14 protein-coding genes are annotated in these 15,442 nt (G+C 62.6%); 9 read left to right on the top strand and 5 right to left on the bottom strand.

What is annotated here, in order from left to right:
• The first annotated feature begins 364 nt into the window (after positions 1–364).
• The gene (locus tag PQG80_RS28320; protein WP_271755197.1) at positions 365–1,300 is read left to right on the top strand and encodes a DNA-3-methyladenine glycosylase 2; all 936 of its coding nucleotides are present in this window, start codon (positions 365–367) and stop codon (positions 1,298–1,300) included.
• A gap of 10 nt (positions 1,301–1,310) precedes the next feature.
• Here PQG80_RS28320 and PQG80_RS28315 read toward each other — a convergent pair whose 3' ends face one another.
• Together PQG80_RS28315 and PQG80_RS28310 are read right to left on the bottom strand one after the other, a co-directional pair.
• The gene (locus tag PQG80_RS28315) at positions 1,311–1,874 is read right to left on the bottom strand and encodes a methylated-DNA--[protein]-cysteine S-methyltransferase (RefSeq protein WP_271755195.1); all 564 of its coding nucleotides are present in this window, start codon (positions 1,872–1,874) and stop codon (positions 1,311–1,313) included.
• Positions 1,871–2,479, bottom strand: coding sequence for a bifunctional transcriptional activator/DNA repair enzyme AdaA (locus tag PQG80_RS28310; RefSeq protein WP_271755193.1), 609 nt, complete (start codon positions 2,477–2,479; stop codon positions 1,871–1,873). The genes PQG80_RS28315 and PQG80_RS28310 overlap by 4 nt, the downstream gene beginning before the upstream one ends.
• Before the next feature lie 213 nt (positions 2,480–2,692).
• Between PQG80_RS28310 and PQG80_RS28305 the strand changes: the two genes are divergently transcribed.
• Genes PQG80_RS28305 through PQG80_RS28295 form a run of 3 tightly spaced genes read left to right on the top strand, consistent with a single transcriptional unit; the run spans position 2,693 to position 5,667 of the window.
• Positions 2,693–3,769, top strand: coding sequence for a LacI family DNA-binding transcriptional regulator (locus PQG80_RS28305; protein ID WP_271755192.1), 1,077 nt, complete (start codon positions 2,693–2,695; stop codon positions 3,767–3,769).
• Between the two features lie 29 nt (positions 3,770–3,798).
• The gene (locus tag PQG80_RS28300) at positions 3,799–4,524 is read left to right on the top strand and encodes a ThuA domain-containing protein (RefSeq protein WP_271755191.1); all 726 of its coding nucleotides are present in this window, start codon (positions 3,799–3,801) and stop codon (positions 4,522–4,524) included.
• A 36-nt stretch (positions 4,525–4,560) separates the two neighbouring features.
• Positions 4,561–5,667, top strand: a complete 1,107-nt coding sequence (locus PQG80_RS28295) for a Gfo/Idh/MocA family protein (RefSeq protein ID WP_271755190.1) — start codon at positions 4,561–4,563, stop codon at positions 5,665–5,667.
• Positions 5,668–5,756: 89 nt separating this feature from the next.
• Here PQG80_RS28295 and PQG80_RS28290 read toward each other — a convergent pair whose 3' ends face one another.
• Entirely contained in the window at positions 5,757–6,476 is a 720-nt protein-coding gene (locus PQG80_RS28290) for a DNA alkylation repair protein (protein ID WP_271755189.1), read from the bottom strand.
• A gap of 193 nt (positions 6,477–6,669) precedes the next feature.
• On the opposite strand from PQG80_RS28290, the gene PQG80_RS28285 reads away from it, so the two are divergent.
• Both PQG80_RS28285 and PQG80_RS28280 read left to right on the top strand, forming a co-directional pair.
• Positions 6,670–7,035, top strand: a complete 366-nt coding sequence (locus PQG80_RS28285) for a DUF6864 domain-containing function (RefSeq protein WP_271755188.1) — start codon at positions 6,670–6,672, stop codon at positions 7,033–7,035.
• The gene (locus PQG80_RS28280; protein WP_271755187.1) at positions 7,032–7,373 is read left to right on the top strand and encodes a hypothetical protein; all 342 of its coding nucleotides are present in this window, start codon (positions 7,032–7,034) and stop codon (positions 7,371–7,373) included. Before PQG80_RS28285 ends, PQG80_RS28280 begins: the two co-directional genes overlap by 4 nt.
• Positions 7,374–7,402: 29 nt before the next feature.
• Here the strand turns inward: PQG80_RS28280 and PQG80_RS28275 are convergent, their stop codons facing one another.
• Entirely contained in the window at positions 7,403–8,212 is an 810-nt protein-coding gene (locus PQG80_RS28275) for a helix-turn-helix transcriptional regulator (RefSeq protein WP_271755186.1), read from the bottom strand.
• Between the two features lie 181 nt (positions 8,213–8,393).
• On the opposite strand from PQG80_RS28275, the gene PQG80_RS28270 reads away from it, so the two are divergent.
• The 3 genes from PQG80_RS28270 (at position 8,394) to PQG80_RS28260 (ending at position 13,335) form a co-directional block, all read left to right on the top strand.
• A complete protein-coding gene (locus PQG80_RS28270) occupies positions 8,394–10,370 on the top strand; it encodes a glycoside hydrolase family 127 protein (RefSeq protein ID WP_271755185.1) in 1,977 nt (658 codons plus the stop codon).
• A 265-nt stretch (positions 10,371–10,635) separates the two neighbouring features.
• Positions 10,636–11,748: an ABC transporter ATP-binding protein gene (locus PQG80_RS28265; protein WP_271755200.1), complete on the top strand. Its 1,113-nt coding sequence runs from the start codon at positions 10,636–10,638 to the stop codon at positions 11,746–11,748.
• A gap of 12 nt (positions 11,749–11,760) precedes the next feature.
• A complete protein-coding gene (locus PQG80_RS28260) occupies positions 11,761–13,335 on the top strand; it encodes a glycine betaine ABC transporter substrate-binding protein (protein ID WP_271755184.1) in 1,575 nt (524 codons plus the stop codon).
• Positions 13,336–14,579: 1,244 nt separating this feature from the next.
• On the opposite strand, the gene fdhD is transcribed toward PQG80_RS28260, so the two are convergent.
• Positions 14,580–15,437: a formate dehydrogenase accessory sulfurtransferase FdhD gene (fdhD, locus tag PQG80_RS28255; protein ID WP_271755198.1), complete on the bottom strand. Its 858-nt coding sequence runs from the start codon at positions 15,435–15,437 to the stop codon at positions 14,580–14,582.
• Positions 15,438–15,442: the final 5 nt, after the last annotated feature.

Raw genomic sequence — 15,442 nt, 5'->3', positions numbered from 1 at the left:
ACAATTTCTCTCCGGCGCCATTAAGCCGATAAATATTGCGGTTTAGGGAGAGAACCCCGGGTTTTGGACGAAAGTGTCCAAGGTTAGGGGGTTGAACCGATATGGGCACTATCTCCGGTGCCGCGGGCCACGTGCGGACGGAGATAAGCGCATATGGGCACTATCTCCGGCTCTGCGGGCCTCATCCGCACGGAGATAATGACATTTGGGCACTATCTCTAGCGCCGCAGTCCGCATCCGAGCGGAGATAAGCGCATTTGGGCACTATCTCCAGCACGGCGGGCCACCCTCAATATAAAGGCAAGATTCCGAAGCCCGAGCGCTCCCGCGATTCAGGTACAATGGCATACGGAGGATGATATCGATGCACACCCGAACGACGTTTAACCTATCCGTGCCCGAGGACTACAGGTTTTCAGCCAACCTGGGCTACCTGACGCGCTCGCCCAAGGAGTGCCTGCATCGCATTCGGGACGATTGCCTGTACAAAGCGCTGCCGCTGAGCGGTACGCCGGTCGTGGAGATTCGCGCAGCGCGCAATGGCGGCGGCCTGGATGTCACGCTCATAGGCGATTCCGGCGAACCGCATACAGCTGGTTTTCCCGGCGAACCGCACCCGGGTGGCGATGTCCGGGCAGCCGCGGCAGCGTACATCCGCGATTGGCTCGATCTGGACGCGGATCTCGGGCCCTTCTATCGGCTCGCCGAGACCGATCCGATCCTGGTCGCGGCGGCGTCCGCGCATCGGGGCCTGCGCTTGATCGGCATCCCCGACCTGTACGAGGCGATTGCGTGGGGCATCCTGGGGCAGCAGATCAATCTGGCCTTCGCCTACACGCTGAAGGCGCGCCTGGTGGAGGCATATGGCGGCCGGGTCGTACGCGGGGGCGAGACATACTGGACGTTTCCGGAGCCCCGCATTATCGCCGGCCTGCAGGTCGGCGATCTGGCCCCGCTGCAGCTGACAGTCAGAAAATGCGAGTATCTCATTCATACGGCGGACCTGATCTCGAAGGGGGCGATCTCCAAGGAGATGCTGTCGGGACTGGGTTACCGGGAGGCGGAAAAAGCGCTCGTTCGCATCCGGGGCATCGGACCTTGGACCGCGAATTACGTGTTGATGCGGTGCCTGCGGATGAAGGACGCATTTCCTATAGACGACGTCGGCCTGCATCACGCGATCCGCCACGTCACCGGGAGCGATGCCAAACCGCCCCGCGAGGAGATTCTCCGGCTGTCCGCCGGATGGCGCGGCTGGGAATCCTACGCGACCTTCTATTTATGGAGACTGCTCTATTAACGCAAATCGTCTATCGCGTCCTCGCGGTCCCTGCTTGCTCCGGCGCCGCCGCGTTCGCTCCGCGCTCCAGCTCGAGCAGCCGGATCTTCATGTCCAGCCCGCCGCGATAGCCGGTCATGGCGCCACTCTTGCCGACGACGCGATGGCAGGGCACGCACACCAGCACCGGGTTCGCGCCGATCGCCGCGCCTACCGCGCGCACAGCCGCCGGCCTCGCGACGACATTCGCGATGTCGCTGTAAGAGCGCGTCTCGCCGTAGGGAATATCGGTCAACGCCTGCCACACGGCCAGCTGGAACGCGGTGCCGCGGAAGTCGACCGGCGCTTCGAACGTACGGCGTGCGCCGTCCATATATTCGGCGAGCTCATGCGCGTACGGCGCCAGCCTCGCGTCGTCCCGGACGAGGTCCGAGCCCGCCATCCGCGCGCCGACCCAGGCTTCGAGCTGCGACAGCGGCATGTCTGGCGATCCGATATAACAAAGTCCCCGGTCCGTGGCCGCTATGTGCAGCCGCCAATCCCCGTGCTCGATCCGGCTCCAGCGGACGAGCGTTTTTTTATCCATATCCGTCATTCCGACATCTCCTCGTAGGCCGGCCTGCGCCCCTGCCTTCTGAATTCGCTGGGCGTCGTGCCGACTCGCTGTTTAAATACGGTTATAAAATAAGGGACGCTGCCGAAGCCTACGGCGCCGGCAATCTCCGCCATCGGCATGTCCGTCGTACCGAGCAGCTCGGCCGCCCGCGCGATGCGGGTGCGCTGCACGTATTCGACCGGCGTTACGCCTGCGATCCGCTTGAATATGCGATGCAAATGATAGGGGCTGCCCCTGTACAGCTCAGCCAGGCGATCCAGCGTGATCGGCTCGTAATAGCAGCGGTCGATATAGTCCGTCATCTGCCCGACCCACTCCGCATCCGGCAGCTTCCGGTCGGTCGGTCTGCACCGTTTGCAGGGACGGTATCCCGCACCCAACGCAGGCTCGGAATCGGCGAAAATTCGGACGTTCTCCCGCTTCGGCGCCCGGGACCTGCACGAAGGACGGCAAAAGATGCCCGTCGTCACGACCGCGTAGCGGAACCGGTCATTGTAAGCCGGGTCGTTGCCGACAATCGCCTCCCATTGGACCTCGTCCGGCGCTTGCCCCGCGGACGATCTGTTTATTCTATCGACGCCCATCTGCATCACCTCCCACCAAGTATACCCGCATCGTCCCGCGGGCGTCAGCATTTTGGAATTAGAATCGCAAGATTTCGAAATGCTATTCCGACGACATCAAAAAGAACAGATTGACTCGGATAGCGGCCGGTGGCATAATGTACGCGTGTACATTGTGTGTTTGATTGCCTGAATAAAACCGCAGCGCTCGCGCTGGGAGAGGAGCCGTGACGCATGGCTACGCGCAGGGAGGTCGCCGAGTTGGCCGGCGTGTCCGAGGCGACGGTATCCCGCGTGATGAACGGGGTCGGACCGATCAAGGAAGAGACTCGGCTCAAGGTGACGGCCGCAGCAGCGCAATTGGGCTATCAGTTGAACGCGCTCGCCTCGGGGTTCGCCAGAGGGAGAAGCGGCAACATCGGCGTCGTGCTTCCGCACGTGCCGAAGGTGCGGCTGTTCTCCACTTACTATTTCTCGGAGATTCTGAGCGGCATCGGGGACGTCCTGCATCAAGCCGGTTACGGCCTCCTGCTCCTCTACCGCAATCCGCAAGCGTTGTACGACTACGTATCGCTGTACCGCACGCGCCGCGTGGACGCCTGCCTGATTCTCGGCGCAAGCGCGCTGCCCGTGGAACAAGCCTCCGTATTCGCGCTGGCCGACGAATCGCTGCCCTGCTGCGTCGTCGACCAGCGCTACGGCCGGGACGACCTGCCCTGCGTGGGCGCCGATCACCGGGCGGGCGCTTACGCGGCGGTGCGCTATATGCTGGACGCGGGCCTTCGCCGGATCGGTTTTTTGAACGGCTCGCCGCACTACTCCAATAGCGCGGACCGCTACGAAGGCTACCGGCAGGCGCTCGCGGAGTCCGGCTTGTCTCCCGACCCGGCGACCCTCTTCGAGGGCAATTACAGCCGCAAGAGCGGATACGAATCCGCCGGCGCCATCTACGAGCGGCTCGGGGAGCTGGACGGCCTCCTGTGCGCGAACGACCGGATGGCGATCGGCGCGATCCAGGGACTCCGCGAGCGCGGCGTCGACGTGCCCGGACGGCTGCCGGTGGTCGGCTACGACAATTCGGACGCCTCCAGCCTGAGCGATCCGCCGCTGACGACCGTCGACGTGCCTTTTTACGAGATGGGACGACTTGCCGCCGAATCCGTGCTGAGCCGCTTGGCGGGCGTACAAGGGGAGCCTGGAGATCCCGGAACATCCGGCGCTGCCGGCGAGACGACGAACGACGACACCAAGGGCCACGGAGCAGCCGACGTGCTGTTGCCGACGCAATTAATCATCCGACGCTCCTGCTGACGGAGCGCGACCGAAGGGACAGGATATGCATGACTAGAAAAGCGCTGATCGTATGGGGCGGCTGGGACGGACATCAACCCAAGGAGGTCGCCGAGCTGTTCCGGGCGATGCTCGCGGCCGAAGGATTCGAAGTCGAGGTGTCCGACACGCTCGAGGCATTCGCGGACAAAGACAAACTGATGGGCCTCGACCTGATCGTGCCGGCATGGACGATGGGCAAGATCGAGCAGGAATGGGTGAACAACGTGTCCGCCGCCGTTCAGGCCGGGACCGGCCTCGCCGGCTGTCATGGCGGCATGTGCGACGCCTTCCGCGAGAATACGGACTGGCAGTTCATGACCGGCGGTCAATGGGTCGCGCATCCGGGCAACGACGGCACCGAGTACGTAGTGAACGTCAAGCACAGCTCGAGCCCGCTCGTGGCGGGCATGTCCGACTTTACCGTGAGCACCGAGCAGTATTACCTGCATATCGATCCGGCGATCGAGGTGCTGGCCACGACCCGATTCCCCATCGCGCCGGGACCGCACTCGCCCAACAAGGCCGTCGACATGCCCGTCGTCTGGACCAAGCGCTGGGGACAGGGCCGCGTGTACTACAATTCCCTGGGCCATCAGGCGAACGTCGTCGCGCTGCCGGAGGTATCCGAGCTGATGCGCAGGGGCTTCCTGTGGTGCGCGGAGGGCAAGACGGCGGGCGACAGCGACTATGCCGCGGGCACGGCTTATACGGGTATGCAGGACAACCAGCTGTAATTTTGGGAAAAAGAAGATCGGGAGGGGAACGGTACAGTGGGGAACAAAGTTAAAGTCGGCATTATCGGTACGGGTAATATTAGCGGCATCTACCTGAAGAACGGCGGGCGCTTCGGTTCGATGGAGATTGTCGCGTGCGCGGACCTCGACGTCGCCAGAGCCAAGGCGAAGGCCGAGGAGCACGGCATCCGCGGGATGTCCGTGGAGGAATTGCTCGCGGATCCGGAGATTCAAATGATCATCAACCTGACCATTCCCCAAGCGCATGCGAAGGTATGTCTCCAGGCGCTCGAGGCCGGCAAGCACGTGTACGTGGAAAAGCCCTTCGCGGTCAAACGCGAGGAAGCCCGCGAAGTCGTCGAGCTCGCCCGCCGGAAGGGGCTGCTCGTCGGCAGCGCGCCCGATACGTTCCTGGGCGGCGGCATCCAGACCTGCGTCAAGCTGATCGAGGACGGCTGGATCGGCACGCCGATCGGCGCGACCGCGTTCATGGTCGGCGGCGGGCATGAGACCTGGCATCCAGACCCTGAATTTTACTACAAAACGGGCGGCGGTCCGATGTTCGACATGGGCCCGTACTACTTGACCGCGCTCGTCGCGCTGCTCGGCCCGATCGCTTCGGTCACCGGGGCGGCGCGCATCTCCTATCCGGAGCGCACGATCACGAGCAAGCCGAAAAGCGGACAGAAAATCGAAGTCGAGGTGCCGACGCACGTGGCGGGCATCCTGGAATTCGCCGCCGGCCCGATCGGCACGATCCTGACGAGCTTTGACGCGCCGGGCGGCGCCCAGCTGCCGTTCATCGAGATCTACGGCAGCGGCGGCACGCTGCAGGTGCCCGATCCCAACTCGTTCGGCGGGCCGATCCGCATCCGCCGCGCGCGGGGCGGCGAGTGGTCCGAGCTGCCGCTGACGCATGGCTACGCCGACAATGCGCGCGGTCTCGGCGCCGCGGACATGGCCCAGGCGATCCTGACGGGCCGCCCGCATCGCGCGAACGGCGAGCTGGCGTACCACGTGCTCGAAGCGATGCACGGCTTCCACGACGCGGCCGAGCAAGGCGTGCGTTATCGCATGCACAGCACATGCGACAAGCCTGCGCCGCTGCCGCTCGATCTGCGCGAGGGCGAGCTGGACGCCTGAGCAGGCAGACGGCCCCGACGCCTCCTAATTGGAGGGGTCGGGGCCGTTTTTAAGTATAGGCGTACGCATCGCCTGGCGAAGGCCGCAGCTCACTGCTCCGCAGCCGCCCCCCGCCGACCTTTCGCGCTGCGTCTCATCGCGCGGACGCGCACTTTTGCGGCTGCGTCGACCCGGTAGGATTCGCAGATTTTCTGCAGCGACTTGTTGAACGTGAAGTCGTCCAGCGAGCAGGCCGCCAGATAAGCCTCGGTCCGCTCCGGGAATTTGACGTAGCACATCGACACCGCCCACGCGACGGCCATTTTCACATAGTAATCTTCATGCGACACCTGGTCCAGCAGCTTCAGCACGCCGTCCGCATTTTCGTCGTCGATGAAGTGCTCGAGCAGCATGACGACGCCGAAGCGGACTTCGTACGCATGCCCGGATCGCAGATACGGCTGAATAAACGCCCATACGGCCGCCTGGTGCGCCCTCGCGAACTTCAAGCCGAGACAGAAGCGGTCGCAGACCGACCAATTGTCGATCTTGGGCACGAACGCCGCCACATGCCGCAGCCGCTCCTCCGGCGCCATGTCGGCATAACCGATAACCATCGCCTGCAGCATGATTTCCTCGAAATATTCCCCGTCCGCCTGCGCGAGCCATACCCTCCAATCCCCGCGCGCCGCCTCGAGGGCGATCCGCCTGAGCGCGGGCAGGCGCACGCCCATCAGGTTGTCGATGTTCGGGATGAGCGACGACGCGAACTTCCGATAGCCGGGCTCCGCCAGCGCCTCCAGCTGCGCTCTTATACTTGTCGTGTTCATGAGGATACGCTTCCCTTCGTGCGATAGCCGCTAGTATTTTAACAAAGATCCATCTATCATAACGCATCGTAGATCGGCCGGCATGCCGTATCGAATAAGACCGCAAGATTATGAAACGAACATAACCCCGCCCCGAGGCCCGTACAATGAAATGATGCGGCGCAGCCGAACAAAGCCGGGGAGGGAAGAACGCATGCGCATTCATTCAGGCGGCTTCGAGGTCGTCTATCACGGCAGAGTGTTCGCCTACAAAATGAATCCGATCGAGATTACGTTGTCGGAGGAAAACGATCCGCTCACGTTCGTGTTCTGCGTCGAGCACGAGCCCGAGCGGGACGACTTCGAGACGGACATCCGCCTCGTGCAGCACAATAAAGTGCGGATCGCCTGCATCAACTTCCCGAGGGGCAAGCCGACGGGCAACGACGACATGATCCATCTCGGCGTGCTGAACAACCGCAGGCTGTCCCTCTGCTACGAGGTGACGATCAATTACGAAGCGACGGCATGGGTGCTGTCGTTTACGTTTTTTGCCGGAGAGGGGGTCCAGGGACCGTGAACAAGATCGAGATTCAAGATCCCAAGGTGGCCAGCAAGATCATCGCGGCGAACGCCGAGAGCGAGAAACGCAAGGCCGAGCTCGGCTTCCTGGGCAAGTTTTTTGGCTCGGGCGAAAACGTCCGGTTGTATATCGTCGGCACGATCGCGCTCGGCGTGCTGCTGATCGGGCTGATCTATACGCTCGTGCCGGAGCGCAACCGCTCGGCGGACTTCAGCCTGAAGGATCTGTGGACGCTCGTCGTGCTCCCCGTCGAATCGACGATCATCGGTTACCTGATCGGATCCAGAACCGGCGAAGGCGGCAGCGGTGGCGGCGGCGGTAAATCCGATGCCTAACCCCTTCCGGCCGAGGCGTTCGCCTCGACTTATCGATTGTTCAGCAGCGTGCGCCCGAACGCCTGCCGGTACGCGGTCGGCGTCACGCCTGCCAGCCGCTTGAACCACTTGGCGAACTGCTTGTCGTCGCCGAAGCCGACTCTGCCGGCGATCTCCTTGACGCCCAGCTTGCCGCCCGCCAGCAGCTGCTTCGCGGCCTCCAGCCTGATACCGTGGATATAATCCAGCAGGCCGGAGCCGAACCGCCGCTTGAACATGCGGGACAGATAATCCTTGTTGTAGCCCATATGCCCGGCGATTCGTCCGACCGTAATATCCGGGTCGAGCGCATGCATACGCGTCCACGCCAGCAGCTCGTGCAGCTGGGCGTCCATCGCGCGCCCACCGCCCGAATCCTGCAGCTGATCGGCCAATTCGATCAGCAGACAGGTCAGAAAATAATCGCCCGCCCCTTCGATGCGGTAACCTCCGTTGGCTGCGTGGAGCAGTTGCCGCGCCAGGATGTGCACGCGGCTCGCGTTGGGACAGTTCGCATACTTCGGCATCTTCCCCGCCGGCGCCGATGCCGCATCAGGCTCGAGAAAATGGAACCAATAGAAGGAGACGCCTGGCGTGGACAGACGGTAGCCCCGATGCCGCTCTCCCGGCACCAGGAACAGGACATCCCCCTCCCGAATCTCGTACATGTTCCCGCCCGCCTCCAAGAACACGACGCCCGATACGCCGATGATCAATTCATACTCCGAGATGATACGGTCCATATGCGACCAGTTCTCGTCGGACAGAAAGTGTCCGCCCATCCGCAGACGGTAAGGCCGGTTCAAGAATAAAGGCAGCATTCCATGCGATCCCCTCTCCGGCAGATGCGATTATGCGATAGGTCAGTTATTGACACCTATTATACAGAATCGCCTACCGACAGGGGAGTCTGCGCCGGCTTAAAATAAAGAAGTATAAATCCCGCATTCTCTTGCTGCGCAAGATAGCGGCGACATTCCGATGCGATGGAGCGTGAAGCAAATGACACTGCGGATGAAGGATGCCCATCCCCGTCCATTGGATCTCAAAAAGGTAAGTATCGAGGACCCCTACTGGTCCCCGTACCTGAATCTGATTCGAAATACCGTTATCCCCTATCAGTGGGAGGCGCTGAACGACCGCGTTCCGGACGCCGATCCGAGCCGCGCGATTCGCAACTTCCGGATCGCCGCCGGACTGGAGACTGGCAAGTTCGAGGGTTTCGTATTCCAGGATTCGGATCTGTACAAGTGGCTCGAAGCCGTCGGCTACGCGCTCGCCGTCTCGCCGGACCCGGACCTCGAGCGTATCGCCGACGAAGCGATCGAGCTCATCGCCGCGGCCCAGCAAGCCGACGGTTACCTGAACACCTACTTCACGGTAGCCGAGCCGGAGCGGCGATGGACCAATCTGACCGACTGCCATGAGCTCTACTGCGCGGGCCATCTGATCGAGGCTGCCGTCGCTTACTTCTACGGAACGGGCAAAAGAAATCTGTTGGACGTCGCCTGCCGGCTGGCCGACCACGTCGACGCGCTCTTCGGCCCCGGGCCCGGCCAGATCCGCGGCTACGACGGACATCAGGAGATCGAGCTGGCGCTCGTCAAGCTCGCCGAGGCGACCGGAGCGGACAAGTATATGAGGCTCGCGAGCTTCTTCATCGACGAACGCGGACAGCAGCCGAGCTTTTTCCGCCAAGAATGGGAATCGCGCGGGCGCACCTCGTATTGGCAGCCGGGCGTCGTGCAGAAGGAGCCCCCTTCTCTGGCGTACCATCAAGCCGACAAACCGGTGCGCGAGCAATCCGTCGCGACGGGACATGCCGTACGCGCCGTCTATATGTATGCCGCGATGGCGGATCTGGCCGCGCGCAACAACGACGAAGGCTTGCTTGCCGCCTGCAGGCGGCTATGGAACAACGTCGTTCATAAGCAAATGTACGTCAACGGCAGCATCGGCTCCACCCATCACGGTGAAGCGTTCACCTTCGACTACGATCTGCCGAACGACACGAATTACTCGGAGACATGCGCTTCGATCGGGCTCATCCTGTTCGCGCAGCGCATGCTCCGCCTCGAAGCCCGAGGCGAGTATGGGGACGTGCTTGAGCGCGCCCTCTACAACACGGTCACCGCCGGCATGGCCTCGGACGGCAAGCACTTCTTCTACGTCAATCCGATGGAAGTCTGGCCCGAGGCCAGCGCGGGCAATCCGGGCAAGCATCATGTGAAGGCCGTGCGGCAAAAGTGGTACGGGTGCGCCTGCTGCCCGCCCAACGTCGCCAGGCTCCTCTCCTCGCTCGGCAGCTATGCGTATTCTGCGAGCGAGGACGCGCTGTACGCGCATCTGCATATCGGCGGCGAGGCGAAGCTGGACATCGCGGGGAGACAAGTGACCTTGCGGACTTCCAGCGAGCTGCCTTGGTCGGGACGCGTCGCGCTGACGCTCGCCGAAGCGTCGGGCGCAGGCGCGTTCACGCTGGCGGTACGCGTGCCGTCCTGGTCGCCGCAAAGCGCGTTCAGCCTGAACGGAACGCCCCTGTCGCCCGACATCCGGGACGGCTACGCCTACGTCGAGCGGGACTGGCAAGAGGGCGACGTCTTCGAGATTGCGCTCGACATGCAGCCTCGCCGGATCTACGCGGCCGCCGACGCGCGCGCGAACGCCGGCCGCGTCGCGCTGCAGCGGGGACCGCTCGTGTACTGCATCGAGGAGACGGATAACGGCGCGCCAATAGCCTCGCTTGCGATTCGCGCCGGCTCGGAGCTGCGCCCCCTCCAGGGGGACGGTCGACTCGCGGGGACGGTTCTGCTGGAGGCGGACGGCCTGCGGCAGACGGACCCCGCGGACGCGGGAGGCGCGCTCTACCGCACCTCGCCGCCCGAATCCGCGCCGCAGCGCATCGTGGCCGTTCCGTATACGCTGTGGGGCAACCGGGAACCGGGCGAGATGCAGGTCTGGATCCGGGAGCTGCCTTAACGTAGACATGCCTTAACGAAACGCTTGATCGGGTCGGTCAGGCATCCAAGCGCCACATGCTTTATAGAGCCGTCAGGGACTTCCCCCTGACGGTTTTTTCGTCTCTTAAGGCGCAGAGGCAGGCGTAGAGGCAGGTTCGGGGACAAACTCAGCGCCTGTATGGTTCGATTTACTGATTTTGCATATCTCGGGGCATACTACCTTGCACTTAAGCCGCCGCTCGGGCACCGCGCTCGGACCGGCATACGACAGGGAGCGGTCGCGCGTGATTCAGTTTATCGACGTCACCAAGAAATACCCGGACGGAACCAGCGCTCTGAGAGGCATCAACCTGGAGATCGGCGAAGGCGAGCTCGTCACGTTGATCGGCCCTAGCGGGTGCGGCAAATCCACGACGATGAAGATGATCAATCGGCTCGTGGAGCCGTCGGGCGGACGGATCGTCATCGACGGCAAGGACATCGCGAAGTCGAATCCCGTCCAGCTGCGTCGCGAAATCGGCTATGTGATCCAGCACATCGGCTTGTTTCCCCATATGACGATCAAGGATAACGTCGCGATCGTACCGCGACTGAAGCGGATGGACAGAAAGGCGTACGAGCGGCGCATCGACGAGCTGATGGACATGGTCGGCCTCGACCCCGAACGGTACCGGGACCGGTATCCGTCCGAGCTGAGCGGCGGCCAGCAGCAGCGGATCGGCGTCATCCGCGCGATGGCGGCGGAGCCCTCCATCATCCTCATGGACGAACCGTTCAGCGCGCTCGACCCCATCAGCCGCGAACAACTGCAGGACGAGCTGATCCGGCTGCAGGAGACCGTCAAGAAGACGATCGTATTCGTCTCACACGACATGGACGAGGCGCTGAAGATCGCGGACCGCATCGTCCTCATGAAGGATGGCGAGATCGTCCAGGCCGACACCCCCGAGCGCATCCTGCGCCGCCCGAAAAACGACTTCGTGCGCAGCTTCATCGGCGAGGGCCGGCTGAACGAGGCATCGGAAAACCTGACGGTGGAAGACGTCATGCTGTGGAATCCCGTGACCGTATACCAGTCCAGGGGACTCGCCCACGGCGCCAAGCTCATGAAGCAGCATCGCGTCAACGGCCTGCTGGTCCTTGACAAGAATCGCGTGCTGCAGGGCGTCGTGTCGCGGGAAGCGCTCGAGGAAAATTTTCAGAACGAAGAGCTGTCGCTGCAGGAAATCATGCGTACCGACGTCCCTTCCGTGGTCGTCGGCTCAGGCGTCGCCGATGCGGTAGATGTCATGAAGCAGCACGGCATGGGCTACCTGCCCGTCGTCCACCCCAACGGCCAGATCGCCGGTATCGTGACCAACTCTAGCCTGATCGACGCCCTGCTGAAGCAGATCTGAACGGAGGCCGCCATGAATCTTTGGGACGTATTCATCAACCGCAGCGACGACATCCTACGCGGGACGCTCGAGCATCTGCAGATCTCGTTCATCGCGCTGTTCATCGCCATCCTGATCTCGGTGCCCGCCGGCCTCGCGCTTACGCGCTTCCGTCGGCTCGCTTCTCCGGTCATCGGGCTCGCCTCGCTGTTCCAGACGATCCCGAGCCTGGCGCTGCTCGGCTTCATGATCCCGCTGGTCGGCATCGGCCGCGTGCCGGCGATCATCGCGCTGACGGTGTACGCCCTGCTGCCGATCCTGCGCAATACCTACACCGGCATCATGAACGTGGAAAAACCGATCAAGGAAGCCGGCATCGGTATGGGCATGACCGGCATGCAGGTGATGTGGAGCATTGAGCTCCCGCTGGCGCTCAGCGTCATCATGGCAGGCATCCGCACCGCTACGGTCATGGTGATCGGCGTCGCCACGCTGGCATCGCTGGTCGGTGCCGGCGGCCTCGGCGACCTGATTTTCCGGGGCATCTCGACGGTCAATACCGAGCTGATCCTGGCGGGCACGATACCCGCCGCCCTGCTCGCCCTGCTGCTCGACTTTTTGCTGGAGCGGATGGAGCGGGCAGTCACGCCTCCCGGCCTCAGACCGGCCGGCCGCAAACGGACGAACCCCGTCATGCGGACCGTCGAGATCGCGCTCGGCATCCTGCTGGTAGCGGCGATCGCGACGAGCCTGATCGGACGCGGCGGGCTCGGATTCGGCGGGGGCGGAGGCGGCCATACGATCACGGTCGGCGGCAAAAACTTCACGGAGCAGGACATTCTGGTCCATATGCTGTCCGCGCTGATCGAGGCCAAAACCGATCTCAAGGTCGTGCGCAAGCCGTTCCTCGGCGGCTCTCAAGTCACGCACAGCGCGCTCACGAGCGGCAGCATCGACCTGTATCCGGAGTATACCGGGACCGGCTGGTCGTCCGTCCTCGGCGAGCCGGCCATCGGCGGCGATCCGCAGAATACCTACGACAAGGTCAAGGCGGCGTACAAAACCCGGTTTGGCGTGACCTGGCTCACGCCGTTCGGCTTCAACAATACGTATACGCTGTCCATGCGGGCCGACGTCGCCGATCGCCTCGGCATCGCGACGATGTCCCAGCTCGCCGCGCGTTCGTCCGAGCTCACGCTCGGCGCGACCCATGAATTCCTCGAGCGGGAAGACGGCTTCAAGGGCCTGCAGGCCGCCTACGGCATGCGCTTCAAGAAGGTGACGGGACTCGATCCGGGCCTGACTTACGGCGCGGTCAAGGAAGGCACGACCGACGTCAACGACGCCTTCTCGACGGACGGGCGCATCCAGGCGTTCAAGCTCAAGACGCTCAAGGATGACAAGCAATTTTTCCCGCCGTACTACGCGGCCGTCGTCATACGAGACGATACGCTGCAAGCCCACCCGGAACTCGGAGAGACGCTAAACCTGCTGGCCGGCAAGATCGACGACAAGACGATGTCCGCGCTGAACGGCAGCGTCGATCTGGAGCACAAAGAGCCCCGCGCGGTGGCGGAGCAGTGGCTGCGGGAGCAAGGGTTGATCTGACACGGCCTGAAGGCACGCCGTACCTGCGGTCTTCGGAGCAGCGAGTTACCTAGAAAACAAGGTAACTCCAGCCTCGGCGGTCCGAGAGCATCGAGTTACCTCGAAAAACAAGGTAACTCCCACCTCGGCGGTCCCGAGGGTAGCGAGTTACCTCGAAAAACAAGGTAACTTCCGCCTCGGCGGTCCCGAGAGCAGCGAGTTACCTCGAAAAACAAGGTAACTTCCGCCTCGGCGGTCCCGAGGGTAGTGATTACCTCGAATAACAAGGTAACTCCCACCTCGGCGGTCCCGAGATCAGCGAGTTACCTCGAAAAACAAGGTATCTCCAGCCTCGGCGGTCCAGAGATCAGCGAGTTACCTCAAAAACAAGGTAACTCCCACCTCGGCGGTCCCGAGGGTAGCGAGTTACCTCGAAAAACAAGGTAACTCCAGCCTCGGCGGTCCGAGAGCATCGAGTTACCTCGAAAAACAAGGTAACTCCCGCCTCCGCGGTCCCGGAGCAGCGAGTTACCTCGAAAAACAAGGTAACTCCCGCCTCCGCGGTCCCGAGAGCATCGAGTTACCTCGAAAAACAAGGTAACTCCTGCCTCGGCGGTCCGAGAGCATCGAGTTACCTCGAAAAACAAGGTAACTCCCGCCTCCGCGGTCCCGGAGCAGCGAGTTACCTCGAAAAACAAGGTAACTCCTGCCTCCGCGGTCCCGAGAGCATCGAGTTACCTCGAAAAACAAGGTAACTCCTGCCTCCGCGGTCCCGAGAGCAGCGAGTTACCTCGAAAAACAAGGTAACTTCCGCCTCGGCGGTCCCGAGGGTAGCGAGTTACCTCCAAAAGCAAGGTAACTTCGCCTCAGCGGTCCCGAGAGCAGCGAGTTACCTCGAAAGACAAGGTAACTCCAGCCTCGCGGTCCCGAGGGCAGCGAGTTACCTCGAAAAGCAAGGTAACTCCAGCCTCGGCGGTCCCGAGGGCAGCGAGTTACCTCGAAAAGCAAGGTAACTCCAGCCTCGGCGGTCCCGAGATCAGCGAGTTACCTCGAAAAACAAGGTAACTCCCACCTCGGCGGTCCCGAGGGTAGCGAGTTATCTCCAAAAGCAAGGTAACTTCGCCTCAGCGGTCCCGAGAGCAGCGAGTTACCTCGAACAACAAGGTAACTCCCGCCTCCGCGGTCCCAAGATCAGCGAGTTACCTCGAAAAACAAGGTAACTCCCGCCTCCGCGATTCCCACCGACCGGACCGCCGCATAAGCATCTAATCCATGAGTATCCGGTGATGATGCGTATACACGTTCAGCGCGTCCGTGCGGATGAAGCCCACGCAGGTAATGCCGAGATCATCGGCCAGCCGGAGCGCGAGGTCCGTGGGCGCGGACTTGGACAGCAGCAGCGGGCAGCCGATCTTCGCGGCCTTCAGGACCACTTCCGACGACAGTCGTCCGCTAAACACGATGGCCCGGTTTCTCGCCGAGATCCGGTTTCGGATGCAGTGGCCGAACAGCTTGTCGAGCGCGTTGTGCCGGCCGATGTCGGCCCGCATCACGGCGGCGCCGGTCGCCTCCACGAGAGAGGCGTTGTGCACGCCGCCCGTGGCCATGAATTCCGCCGAAGCGGCCTGCAGCCGAGCCATCCATTCGAGACATTGCTCGGCGCGGATCCGCAGTCCGCCCGACAAGGTTCTGGCCGTTCTGGCATCGTTATGAAAGTAAAATTGCCGGCTTTTGCCGCAGCAGGAACCGATCAGTCTTTTCGAGTAATAATCCTTGGCCGTGGATTGCGGACGAACGAGCTCGACGCGGGCAATGCCCGCCTGGACGTCAAGCGTCAACGATCGGATATCCTCGCGGACGCGAATGACGCCCTCGGAGCCCAGGAAGCCGACGACCAGGTCCGTGAGATCGCTTGGCGTGCAGACGATCGTGGCGAATTCCTCTCCGTCGACGTACAGCGTAAGCGGCCACTCGGTAGCGACGTCGTCTTCGTGCTCGATAGCAGCCCCGCCCTTAATCTTGGTCGCCGTCCACTTCATGACCGAAGGTCTATCCACCGATCCCCCCATGCCGTTGTCCTCTGTCCCGTTGTCCCCCATAACGTTGTCCCCCAAGCTCCCCATGCCGT

Source organism: Cohnella rhizoplanae (assembly GCF_948329515.1).
Lineage (GTDB): Bacteria > Bacillota > Bacilli > Paenibacillales > Paenibacillaceae > Cohnella > Cohnella rhizoplanae.
Note: the sequence above shows the minus strand (reverse complement) of the source record. Positions and strands in the feature narration are given on the sequence as shown.

Excerpts from the sequence above, each read along its gene's own strand:
- PQG80_RS28320 (WP_271755197.1), top strand. The coding sequence starts at position 365 with ATGCACACCCGAACGACGTTTAACCTATCCGTGCCCGAGGACTACAGG.
- PQG80_RS28315 (WP_271755195.1), bottom strand. The coding sequence starts at position 1,874 with ATGACGGATATGGATAAAAAAACGCTCGTCCGCTGGAGCCGGATCGAG.
- PQG80_RS28310 (WP_271755193.1), bottom strand. The coding sequence starts at position 2,479 with ATGGGCGTCGATAGAATAAACAGATCGTCCGCGGGGCAAGCGCCGGAC.
- PQG80_RS28305 (WP_271755192.1), top strand. The coding sequence starts at position 2,693 with ATGGCTACGCGCAGGGAGGTCGCCGAGTTGGCCGGCGTGTCCGAGGCG.
- PQG80_RS28300 (WP_271755191.1), top strand. The coding sequence starts at position 3,799 with ATGACTAGAAAAGCGCTGATCGTATGGGGCGGCTGGGACGGACATCAA.
- PQG80_RS28290 (WP_271755189.1), bottom strand. The coding sequence starts at position 6,476 with ATGAACACGACAAGTATAAGAGCGCAGCTGGAGGCGCTGGCGGAGCCC.
- PQG80_RS28285 (WP_271755188.1), top strand. The coding sequence starts at position 6,670 with ATGCGCATTCATTCAGGCGGCTTCGAGGTCGTCTATCACGGCAGAGTG.
- PQG80_RS28275 (WP_271755186.1), bottom strand. The coding sequence starts at position 8,212 with ATGCTGCCTTTATTCTTGAACCGGCCTTACCGTCTGCGGATGGGCGGA.
- PQG80_RS28270 (WP_271755185.1), top strand. The coding sequence starts at position 8,394 with ATGACACTGCGGATGAAGGATGCCCATCCCCGTCCATTGGATCTCAAA.
- PQG80_RS28260 (WP_271755184.1), top strand. The coding sequence starts at position 11,761 with ATGAATCTTTGGGACGTATTCATCAACCGCAGCGACGACATCCTACGC.
- fdhD (WP_271755198.1), bottom strand. The coding sequence starts at position 15,437 with ATGGGGAGCTTGGGGGACAACGTTATGGGGGACAACGGGACAGAGGAC.